Consider the following 10,325-nt stretch of genomic DNA (forward strand, 5'->3'; position numbering starts at 1 on the left):
CACAGTATGAACAAAATGAACCTAACTTAATATCCATTGCGTCGATAGTGAAAACGACTTACTTTTGAATAATGGCGTAATATACATCATATGGGAGCTACTTACGATATTTTAGAAAAACTATCATTTTAATTCAACTTTCATCATTCTCTTTTCTTTGGACATACTTAACATATATCTAAGAAATGAAATGGAGGTTTTATTATGGCGAACGAAAGTATTCAAGCAAGAGTGGAAGACAATTTTATGATTATTTGTGAGTCTTGGCAGAACTGTAACGAAGCAAATGTGCAATCGTTTTTAGCTGAGTGTTATGGACAAAGTATCGATCCGCAGTTTTGTATGAATTGGCTAGAACAAAATAAAGAGCAATTGCCAAACTGGTCCTCTCTCTCTAAAATTGCACAAGAATGGGTCACTGAACACACGTCCACTGGATCCCCTCTTTCCATGGACAACCAATCATAAGCTACTTACACAGTCACTTACATACAAAAAGCTTCGAACAAAAAGAGGTTCTTTGTTCGAAGCTTTTCTAGTTATAGTTTTTCTTCAATTAATCTATAATTAATAAATCTCTTAAGTTCCTTCATTTCATCTAGTTCGATAATATCGGTTGTTTCTCCAATCTTTACTAATTGAATTCCGACTAATGCTAATAAATGATACCCTTCTCTTACTGCGTCGTTCAACGCTAAGTTAATCTCCGGATCGAAAATCTCATTATTGATATCCATCGAATGCTCTCCAATCGATTGTATCGCATCGTGGTGAACGCTCATAGCCTCTAGGTAATACTCCCGAACAAAATCGACTTCATTCGTATGTAGCTGCAATTCTTTTAGGTTATGAATACGTTTTGGAACAACGTCCATAAATAAGTTGTAATGCTTTGAAAATTCATTGCCCTGTTCGTAGGCTAATAATACATTGTGTAAATAAAACGTATAATCTATTGTATATTCTGGAAGTTCTTTCTTTTCAAGTGCACTATAAAATAGATCTAATTCGGTTAACAGACTCTCACGAGAAGATATAATTTCTACTCCTAATTCGTCCCAGCTCTTACCATTAGGATAGCCTTCCAACGCCTCGTTTGAGTTTTCTTCATATTCCAAGTAGTGATTTCTTTCACTAGCACTTAAAGTGGAAACAGCTGGTTCCAAACGTTGTACTTCATTTATATCTATATCATCATTAGATTGAACCGTATCGTTTAGACCACAGGCGCTGATCAAAACAATCATCACTATCATAGGAACCAACTTTATTAATAAAATTTTCATAAGAACCCCCTGCTACCAATAAAAACCATAGTTAAACACAATTCTATAATACATGAATGTCGATTCTTGTAATATAATGAGAAAATACTAAAAATTGTTGATGAAATTGCCTATTAATCCAATCGAACCAATCCTATAGTCATCAATAATTATTTAATAAAAATATCACTCACGAATTACATACTAAAGATCCATACAGGAAAGAAATGAAGAGAATATATTGAAAAAATTAACAAATTTTCACACCTTTAGCACACTTAAGCATGGGCATATTGAGATTTGGTCAAATAAAAAAGCTGACTAAAATGCCTTCCTCCTACACTTAGACTCTACTAAACGAAAATCATATTAGTAGTAGTTAGTTGCAGGTTTGACACTTATTAAGTCAACTCTATAGAGAAATTTCTATTAAATTTAAATACTTAATTGTATGACTTTATATCTAAACTTGTAATCTTGGGGGTTTTTGAACGATCGATGCATCGATCCCTTTTTTAATAAGATCGCTCACAATTTGCTGGATAGGATTTACAGTTTTCTTATCTTCTTTTAAATGAATAATCGGTGTTTCACTCTTTTCCATTTCAAACCCTCACCTTTTTCCTATGCTAACTAAACCATAGCATACAAATATGAACTGAATATGAATATACGAATTTATTTCCTACGTAATTATTTCTACCTTTTTATTTATTTACCCCCACAAATTTCAGTTAAACATAAAAAATTCTACACCTAGATGAGTTCCGACAGCTGTTACAATCGCCCATAGAAGTAAGCTGCCAGTCATGTAAACGGTCATTTTCTTTTTCGTTCCTCCAAAACTCATTGCCATAATGACCGCCAAATGACTACCAATTAGTATTGGCCCAATTAGTGCTAACCCAAACAAACCGTACCGTTGCCAAATTTGTTTTGCCCGGTTTTCCCTTTTCGTTGAGCCTTCCTTTCCTTTCGCTTCGCGTCTTCTTTTTAACCAAGCTTTAATTTGAGTCATCATTAGTATGACGAGTATAACCGTTATTAAGTTTCCTAAAAAAGCAACAATAGTTACAGGAATTGTATTCAGCCCACTAATAACACCCAGTGGGATAACGGCTACCATTTCAAAAAAAGGTGTTGCTGCTAATATAAACGCTATCATATAACCGATTACCTCATTCATGTACATTCCTCCTTACCGTACTTTTCAAACCTTAAAGTTTATTCCGTTTATGACAAATCATGATTCATCTCCGTTTTTCTAATGAAAATGTAATTATTTCTTCTATTTGTAATGTCTCTTTTCATTGAGTTTTCAAGAATCTTAAATAATATTGTGTTCATAAATGACGTTTCCCTTAACCTTTGTACAAGGAACCTTTATATAGAAAAAACTGACACAGTGTATTTTACCATACATGAGTCAGTTCTTTTTACATAGATGATTATCTATTGTTATCAGCATAAATTGCCATCGCATCACACATGAATTGCGCTAAACCTGATCCGTATTGGTCAATTGTATTAATGAAACGTTCATCCTGTATATATAATTGACCGAGTCCTTTGAATGTATCTAATGAATACGATGTAAAATTATCGTTCAAGAAGTCAAACCATTCTTTTATCGCTATTTGCGCCTCTTCTGATGACGGTGAACCATCTTTGAGGTCAGCTAACTTTTTATAAATCGCAGCCGATTGTTCTGTCAATTCTTTTTGTTCACCGTTCGACAGTTTTTCTACCTTTGCATTTACTTCATCGACTTTTTCATTTCCCCATCGTCCGCGAGCTTCTTGTTCATATCGGTTTTCAGTAAAGTCAAATCCAGCAAATTTATCTTGATTGGACATTTCAATTTCTCCTCTCGTATAGGAAATCGTTTGTTCAAGCGTTTCAATCATTCGGTCGAGCCGCCTTTTCTTTTCTAATAGCATGTTTTTTTGTAACTCTAATGCTTCCTTTTGATCAAAAGCTGGACTGTGAATCATTTCTTTAATTTTCTTTAAAGGAAAATCCAGTTCTTTAAAAAATAAGATTTGTTGGAGGATGTCTAGGTCTTGTTGAGAATACAAGCGATACCCTGTATCACTCGTGTCTTCCGGACATAATAATCCAATCGCATCATAATGATGCAGTGTTCTCACACTAATTCCAACCAAATCAGCTACTTCCTTTACCCGCATCATCCGCCTTGCCCCTCCTTTCAATTCTTACTTTAAAGTATCACGCAACGAGAGAGTCAATATGAAATTTATTTATTTTATTTAAAGTTCACTATAAAAAAATGACCCCTCAAGTGCAATGCACCTAGGAGTCACTTTTTTTGAGAATATCATCATCTATCTATCAGATCGAGGGAGGGAGGTATTCACTGATAGTTTTTCGTTGCTTATTGCGATCTGGCTAGCAGCTTTTTAGCACCTTCGGAAATGATAAATGTATCTCCTTGTGCTTCGACAAATCCACCTGATTTCATATCTCTAAGTGAACTTCTTACTTTAAACAATGGTTGTCCAATTTTCTTTGAAATGTCTTCAGGAGTTAAGGCCTGATCTTGGATTGCTGATAACAACGCTTTTGCTGAACTGGTTAATGTTCCATCAGGATTAACACAAGCCATCGTATTCACCGCCTTATTTTAATTCTTTTTTGCAGAAGTACCAATCAACACATTCGATGCCTTCTTCTTTCATGCGCTCCTCTGCCATTTCTTGTGTTGCTGCAGGAGGAACAATAACTTTTTCACCTTTTCTCCAGTTAGCAGGTGTTGCTACACCGTGCTCATCAGAAGTTTGTAATGATTCAATGAGACGTAGGATTTCGTCCATATTACGTCCTGCTGATAATGGGTAGTAAATAATCGCTCGTACTACTTGGTTTGGATCAATGACAAATACTGCTCTAGATGTCGACGTATCACTTTCACCTGGCATGATCATTCCGTATTTCATGGCAACGTCCTTATTAAGATCGGCAATGACTGGGAATTCAATTTTCACACCAAATTTCTCTTCAACGTTTCTTACCCATGCAATGTGAGAGTGGACACTATCAATACTTAAACCTAGTAACTCTGTGTTTAACTCGCGTAATTGCGGATAAATTTCTTGGAATGCCATAAATTCAGTCGTACAAACTGGTGTGAAGTCAGCAGGGTGTGAAAATAAAATGACCCAACTTCCTTTATAATCTGCTAATTGTATTGTTCCGTGTGTTGTCACACTTTCAAACTGTGGTGCTGGAGAACCAATTCGTGGTAAACCTTCTTTTACTTCTTCTACTTTGATTTCTTCGTTCATCATTTGTAACAACTCCTTATTTATAATAATTATTATCTTATTACAATTACATTCTAATACATTTATAAAATATACTCAATGGGGTATAGTGATTTTTTATAATAATTCTAATTAAGTTCATCTTTTGTTCATAATTAACCTATAAAAGTTCTAACTCTCCTGTTTCTAAATGCAATAAATATCCTTCTATCTCTACCGAAGTGCCATATCCCTCATAAATCGAATGTTCCTTTAATTTCTTCATTTGCTGAATGACATTTTCCTTTTCAAGCAGCTTGCTGTCGTTTTTATGGCCTTTGATCGACTGCTGAATATGTGTTATCCAGTTTCCAAATGGATTTACTTCGAATGAGTCTGTAGAATTACAGTTTTGAGCCGCTTGAATACCTCCACATCCTGTATGTCCTAAAATAACGATCTTTTTTACTTTGAGGTGTTTTAAAGCATAGTACAGACTCGCATTAAAGCTTTCGTCGTTTTCATTCACCTGATTCGCAACGTTTCGGTGAACAAATAACTTTCCTAACGGCATTTGCAAAATGACAGAAGGACTGACTCGAGAATCCGTACAACTAATTAGAAAGATTTCGGGACTTTGCCCTTTACTTAAGTTTAAAAAGTAATCCTTGTTTCTTTCTTTCATCTCTTGTACAAAGCGGCGATTTTGCTTTAATATGTCGTTCATACAACATTCTCCTTCAGTTTGAGTTCCTTAATGGCATGGTCTACTGAATAGTAATCTATTTGTTTTTCGTACCTCCTATTCCAACCCGCCTTTTCAACTAAATCCCGAACTGGACCTTTCATTCCCGTTAAAATGCAAGTTACATTCATTTCTTTACAAACGTTTATTATTTCTTCTAATTGATCGATTGCTACAGCATCCATATCATTTACAGCCGACATATCTAAAATGAGCCATTTAACGGGTCTAGTTGTCAGGTATTCTTCGATTTTACTTTCAAGAAAGGACATATTAGCAAAGTAAAGAGAGCGGTCAACACGTAAAATAAGAGCATCTTGATAGGTCGTTACTTGAGGGAAGCGCTTTACATTTCGAAACACATTTTGCTCTTTTAAATACCCGACTTCCGCTATATGAGGATAGGCACTGCGCCAAATGAAAACGACGAGCGAAACGACGACTCCAATTAAAATTCCAGTCTCAATTCCAATAAAAAGAGTGAGGAAAAACGTAAGCGTGAGTACCCAGCCGTCTATTTTTTTCAATTTAAAAAGGTGTTTTGCTTCTTTTATATCAATTAGACTATAAACCGCCACGATGATAATGGCGGCTAACACCGCATTCGGCAGGTAATAGAATAGTGGTGTCAAAAATAATAACGTAATAATGATCAGAACCGCCGATATAATAGAAGCTAGTCCTGTTTTAGCCCCAGACTGATAGTTAACTGCTGTCCGGGAAAAACCGCCTGTTACTGGCATTGAGGCGATAAAACTACTAAAAATATTTGCTAAACCTAAACCTTTTAACTCCTGGTTTGGGTCGACTTTGTATTTCTCTTTTACAGCAATTGCTTTGGCTACAGCTATCGATTCCATAAAAGCGATAAATGAAATCATCAGCGCTGTAGGCAATAGTACTCGAAATGCTTCGATATTTGCTACTGGTATTGAAAAACTAGGTAAACCCTTTGGAATATCCCCTACAATTTTTAAGCCGAATTCATCTAAACGAAAGAAATAGGTTACTAGAATAGAAAACGCTACGACGAAAATGGGGCCGGGAACAACAGGAACATACTTCTTCATGAAAACTAGAATGAGTATACTTGTAATACCAAAGAAAAATGTTAAAAGGTGTATGTCTAATACACGTTGAAATACTTCCAATATTAATTGGTGTGTATATTTATGACTTTGTAAATTAAGCCCGAGTAAATGCTTAATTTGACTAAAAGCAATCACTATTGCCGCCGCTGACGTAAAACCGCTAATAACAGCATGTGACAGAAAATTAACGATAAAGCCAGCTTTCGTTAAACCTAAAACGAGCTGAATGACCCCAACCATAAGAGCTAATAAAATAACATAACTTAAAAACTCGGATGTCCCAGGTTCAACAATGTTGGAAACCCCCGTAAAAACTAATAAAGATACCATCGCCACAGGCCCAACGGCTAATTGTCTTGAGGACGCAAAAATAGCATAAATGAGCAGGGGCACAGTTACTGCATATAAACCGATAACCGGATCGATCCCTGCTAGCATCGCATAGGCCATTCCTTGAGGGATTAACATAACAGCAACAATCACACCTGCCGAAATATCCCCTTTGAGAAAGCCCCGTTGATAATTTGACATCCAATCAATAATAGGAAACCACTTTTTTAACATGATGAAATCCTTTCTGGGCACCTTATTCCATTGGCCCGTTCCAATGAGAGATACCAGGGATTACATTCCAAACTTTTTTAAACCCATTCTTCTCTAATAAATGACAAGCAAAATCACTTCGATTTCCCGTTCTGCAAATAACATAAATATCTTCTTCTCTAACTAATTCATCTAGACGAAGCTTTAATTCACCTAGTGGAATAGAGACTGATCCAGGAATATGTTTAAATTCATATTCTAAATCTTCACGTACATCAAGAACCGTTATCGGATGATCTTGAATTTTCTTTATTAACTCATCGTTAGAGATAATCCGTGGATGTAAGTACTTATCATTCTGTGCATCTTTTCCTTTACGAATATAGTGAACAAACACATTATCATTAGCTAAACCGTCCATGTATTCATGGCCTGTATAACTCGCCCATTCCTTCAACTCTATAAAACAATCAACTTCTGTCGAGACCACTTCTAGTACTTCTCCTTCATTCATGTCAGATAATGCTTTTTTCACGTGAACTACAGGTAAAGGAGATTGTTCTCCTTGTATATCAATGGTTTTCGTCACTTTTACATCCATATTTTTCACCCCTTCGTTCTTTCCGATTTCTACTCCCTATAAAAAAATACGCATAAGTGCTTATCAAATGAGACCTACTAAATAAACCCACCTATACAATTGTTTCTGATAGATTGTTGAATACAAGTAACTGCTCCTATTCATAAGCAGCAGTTACTCGATCACCTATAGTTTTTATTGCTCTAGCTTTTTTATCGTTGCTGCACTGGTCTGTAATAGGCGTTGAACTGCTGGTTCTTTCAATAATCCCATGAGCCCAAAAATACCAACTGGCTTTTGTTCGGTTGAACTAACTTCGTTATAAGCTTCATTGGATACTTCCAAAAGTTTAGGCATTGCTTTCATCATTGGTGAATGGAGTAGTTGATCACTTAGTTCCGTTAGTTGGTTGAGCTTCTTTGTCGCGTGATCAATTGTCGTTTCCGTTACCGCATCAACCAGTATGCCTGAAGCTTCAGCGAGGTCAAGAAGCTTTTCTAGCGTACCGTTTTCAGCTAAATCCCCCAAACGATCTAACATGGGCAGCAGTTTCTCACCCACTGTAATAAGCTCGTCTAACATCTTAAATAGTTCAGGTCTTTCGATAAGTTCTAATAGCACTGCAGCTTTCTCAATTTTCTTCGTTATATTTTCAATCGTTTCACTCGTTAACGCATCTGATGCAATTTTGACCATCGTTAACGCATCATCTAGCACTTCTGCTTTTGAAATGATTGAACTTAGTACTTCAGGGTCAAGATTTTGCAGCACTTCTCTTTGTTCTTTCTCTAGCACTTTTGTCATACCGTCACCCTCTTCCTCTTAAAGAATTTATTATAAAATTCCTTTTAAGTTAATCCAGTGGGCGTTATTATAGGATAGCTTAGCCCAATGTACCGCTTTAGATGGTGTGACAGGCTTTGGTGGTTGTTCATAGTTGAAAGCGATATACGTTGCTTTGTGCAACCCGGTTTCAATAAAACAGAAAACTTTTCCGTTGTAGCGTTTATTTGCTTGCCCACCATCGATCATACTGATTAAATTTTCTGCTAAAATCTCAACCTCAAAATGTGCGGTCGAACCTGCTTTACTAATTGGTAGATTTGTAGCGTCACCGATAACAAAAATATTGTCGTGATCTACATGGTTTAAATATTGACGGTCTGTCGGCAGCCAACCTTCATCATTGTCCGTTAACGAAGATTTGACCGTTACATCCGCTCCTTTATGTGGAGGGATCATGACGAGTAAATCAAAAGGAACTCGAGTATCATCAAGAGCGACTACTTCTTTCTTTTCTGCATCAACATGGTCAATCATAAAGAACGTTTCAATGTTGATGTTTCGCTCTGTATATTCTTTTATTGCAAGCTTTGCCACAGATTCAGTTCCATACGGTTTTTGAAGCGGATAGCAGTACGTAATATTTGTTTTTTCTCGGATTCCTTTTTCTCGAGCCCAATCATCAAACATCATCGTAAATTCTAGTGGAGCAACTGGACATTTATGCGGTAGACCGACTGCCATAACAACGTTTCCACCTTCAAACTCTTCCATCGCTTTTTGTAGTTTCTTAGCTCCATCTAACGTGTAGAAAATGTGGCCTGCTTCTTCTAATCCTGGTACTTCTTCCACAGCAGGTCTTGAACCGGTTGCAATAACCAAGTAATCATATGAAAATGTTTTACCTGATTTTGTCTTCACTTGTTTTTTCTCAGTTGAAAATTGAGTAGCTTCATCGAATACAATATCTATTAAAGGCGACACAACCTCTTGAACGGGTCGGATAATTTCTTCTTCTGTTTTTAGTCCGAATGGGATATATAAAAGTCCGGGCTGGTAAAGGTGTTCTTTTTTATCACTAATCATAGTTACGCTTACCTCACCGTTCTTCAGCTTCTCTCCCATTCCTTTTGCAAGTGCGTTAGCCATCATCGTTCCAGCTGTGCCACCACCGATAATTACGACTTTTTTCATGTGTCTCCCACCTCCTACTTGTTAATACGAACTTGAATACGGTAATACCCATCTTCCTCTGCTAGTCCGATATATTCGTGGTTAAATTTTTTCGCCCACTCTGGTACGTCTTTAAGAGATCCTTCCTCATTCGTCCATAATTCTAGAACATCTCCGCCATTAGCTGTTTTTGCTTTTTTCATTAGTTCTACTAAAGGTCCTGGACAGAAAGCTCCTTTTGCATTAATGATTGTTACGTTTTCTTGTACTAACATCATCATTCACTCCTCATCTTTTTTTATATTAACTACGTGACAATAGTAGATTACATCAGAATGTAAGCGATTTATATCAGGTAAGTCACGTATCTTTTATTGATGCCGTTCACATTTTAGACACAGTTTTGTAACGATTTTAAAAACCAAGATCATACGGAGGATTAAATGCTTATAAAGTAAGCGGTCTCCCTTACTCGGGTGCTTTTGCGCCGTAAAAAAGCCCGCTGCAAAGACGTGTAACCCTCTGTTTGAAATGCTACTGTCGTATTGAAGGCCTACTCTAAATGTCGGCCATTTAGTTCACGGGTCAATCAAGTGAATATTTCTCTCGAGGTTTCATCCGATAATAACAATTGGTTCACGTTAGAGGGAAAATTAGGATAATACACTCACTAAGAGATCGTTTTCGTGTGCGTAGGAGGAAAATATTAGGAGATATCACTAACGAAAAGATCGTTTTCGTGTGCACTTGAGGAAAATATTAGGAGATGCCACTAACAAAATGAACGCTTTCGTGTGCGCTGGAGGAAAATATTAGGAGAGCTCACTAACGAAATGACCGCTTTCGTGTGCGCTGGAGGAAAATATTAGGAGAGCTCACTAA

13 protein-coding genes are annotated in these 10,325 nt (G+C 36.6%); 1 reads left to right on the forward strand and 12 read right to left on the reverse strand.

Annotated features, from left to right (window positions below; genetic code table 11):
* Positions 1-204: 204 nt before the first annotated feature.
* On the forward strand, positions 205-468 hold the full coding sequence (locus AC2VNP_RS22320) for a hypothetical protein (RefSeq protein ID WP_486919618.1): 264 nt from the start codon (positions 205-207) through the stop codon (positions 466-468).
* Between the two features lie 71 nt (positions 469-539).
* Here the strand turns inward: AC2VNP_RS22320 and AC2VNP_RS22325 are convergent, their stop codons facing one another.
* From AC2VNP_RS22325 to AC2VNP_RS22380, 12 genes are all read right to left on the reverse strand, one after another.
* Positions 540-1,286, reverse strand: coding sequence for a hypothetical protein (locus tag AC2VNP_RS22325; protein WP_486919619.1), 747 nt, complete (start codon positions 1,284-1,286; stop codon positions 540-542).
* 442 nt (positions 1,287-1,728) lie between these two features.
* Positions 1,729-1,869 (reverse strand): hypothetical protein, encoded by a 141-nt coding sequence (locus AC2VNP_RS22330; protein WP_486919621.1) that lies wholly within the window; start codon positions 1,867-1,869, stop codon positions 1,729-1,731.
* A 126-nt stretch (positions 1,870-1,995) separates the two neighbouring features.
* Positions 1,996-2,451 carry a small multi-drug export protein gene (locus tag AC2VNP_RS22335; protein WP_486919623.1) on the reverse strand — a complete coding sequence of 152 codons (456 nt, stop codon included), beginning with the start codon at positions 2,449-2,451 and terminating at the stop codon, positions 1,996-1,998.
* Between the two features lie 262 nt (positions 2,452-2,713).
* A complete protein-coding gene (locus tag AC2VNP_RS22340; protein WP_486919635.1) occupies positions 2,714-3,454 on the reverse strand; it encodes a MerR family transcriptional regulator in 741 nt (246 codons plus the stop codon).
* 206 nt (positions 3,455-3,660) lie between these two features.
* On the reverse strand, positions 3,661-3,891 hold the full coding sequence (locus AC2VNP_RS22345; RefSeq protein WP_486919624.1) for a hypothetical protein: 231 nt from the start codon (positions 3,889-3,891) through the stop codon (positions 3,661-3,663).
* A 13-nt stretch (positions 3,892-3,904) separates the two neighbouring features.
* The gene (locus tag AC2VNP_RS22350) at positions 3,905-4,573 is read right to left on the reverse strand and encodes a peroxiredoxin (RefSeq protein WP_275118031.1); all 669 of its coding nucleotides are present in this window, start codon (positions 4,571-4,573) and stop codon (positions 3,905-3,907) included.
* A 136-nt stretch (positions 4,574-4,709) separates the two neighbouring features.
* The gene (locus AC2VNP_RS22355; protein ID WP_486919625.1) at positions 4,710-5,255 is read right to left on the reverse strand and encodes a carbonic anhydrase; all 546 of its coding nucleotides are present in this window, start codon (positions 5,253-5,255) and stop codon (positions 4,710-4,712) included.
* Complete coding sequence (locus AC2VNP_RS22360; RefSeq protein ID WP_486919626.1) at positions 5,252-6,928, reverse strand: SulP family inorganic anion transporter; 1,677 nt, start codon at positions 6,926-6,928, stop codon at positions 5,252-5,254. The genes AC2VNP_RS22355 and AC2VNP_RS22360 overlap by 4 nt, the downstream gene beginning before the upstream one ends.
* A 22-nt stretch (positions 6,929-6,950) precedes the next feature.
* A complete protein-coding gene (locus AC2VNP_RS22365; RefSeq protein WP_486919627.1) occupies positions 6,951-7,508 on the reverse strand; it encodes a rhodanese-like domain-containing protein in 558 nt (185 codons plus the stop codon).
* Positions 7,509-7,682: 174 nt separating this feature from the next.
* Positions 7,683-8,291 carry a DUF1641 domain-containing protein gene (locus AC2VNP_RS22370; RefSeq protein WP_486919629.1) on the reverse strand — a complete coding sequence of 203 codons (609 nt, stop codon included), beginning with the start codon at positions 8,289-8,291 and terminating at the stop codon, positions 7,683-7,685.
* A 30-nt stretch (positions 8,292-8,321) separates the two neighbouring features.
* Complete coding sequence (locus AC2VNP_RS22375; protein ID WP_486919631.1) at positions 8,322-9,464, reverse strand: NAD(P)/FAD-dependent oxidoreductase; 1,143 nt, start codon at positions 9,462-9,464, stop codon at positions 8,322-8,324.
* Between the two features lie 14 nt (positions 9,465-9,478).
* A complete protein-coding gene (locus AC2VNP_RS22380) occupies positions 9,479-9,724 on the reverse strand; it encodes a sulfurtransferase TusA family protein (protein ID WP_486919633.1) in 246 nt (81 codons plus the stop codon).
* Between the last annotated feature and the right edge of the window lie 601 nt (positions 9,725-10,325).

The sequence above is a fragment of the Alkalihalobacterium sp. TH-98 genome, from assembly GCF_057473385.1.

Coding starts and splice junctions, on each gene's coding strand:
- AC2VNP_RS22380 (WP_486919633.1), bottom strand. CDS start 9,724: ATGATGATGTTAGTACAAGAAAACGTAACAATCATTAATGCAAAAGGA.
- AC2VNP_RS22375 (WP_486919631.1), bottom strand. CDS start 9,464: ATGAAAAAAGTCGTAATTATCGGTGGTGGCACAGCTGGAACGATGATG.
- AC2VNP_RS22345 (WP_486919624.1), bottom strand. CDS start 3,891: ATGGCTTGTGTTAATCCTGATGGAACATTAACCAGTTCAGCAAAAGCG.
- AC2VNP_RS22340 (WP_486919635.1), bottom strand. CDS start 3,454: ATGCGGGTAAAGGAAGTAGCTGATTTGGTTGGAATTAGTGTGAGAACA.
- AC2VNP_RS22370 (WP_486919629.1), bottom strand. CDS start 8,291: ATGACAAAAGTGCTAGAGAAAGAACAAAGAGAAGTGCTGCAAAATCTT.
- AC2VNP_RS22320 (WP_486919618.1), top strand. CDS start 205: ATGGCGAACGAAAGTATTCAAGCAAGAGTGGAAGACAATTTTATGATT.
- AC2VNP_RS22330 (WP_486919621.1), bottom strand. CDS start 1,869: ATGGAAAAGAGTGAAACACCGATTATTCATTTAAAAGAAGATAAGAAA.
- AC2VNP_RS22325 (WP_486919619.1), bottom strand. CDS start 1,286: ATGAAAATTTTATTAATAAAGTTGGTTCCTATGATAGTGATGATTGTT.
- AC2VNP_RS22335 (WP_486919623.1), bottom strand. CDS start 2,451: ATGAATGAGGTAATCGGTTATATGATAGCGTTTATATTAGCAGCAACA.
- AC2VNP_RS22355 (WP_486919625.1), bottom strand. CDS start 5,255: ATGAACGACATATTAAAGCAAAATCGCCGCTTTGTACAAGAGATGAAA.
- AC2VNP_RS22365 (WP_486919627.1), bottom strand. CDS start 7,508: ATGGATGTAAAAGTGACGAAAACCATTGATATACAAGGAGAACAATCT.
- AC2VNP_RS22360 (WP_486919626.1), bottom strand. CDS start 6,928: ATGTTAAAAAAGTGGTTTCCTATTATTGATTGGATGTCAAATTATCAA.
- AC2VNP_RS22350 (WP_275118031.1), bottom strand. CDS start 4,573: ATGATGAACGAAGAAATCAAAGTAGAAGAAGTAAAAGAAGGTTTACCA.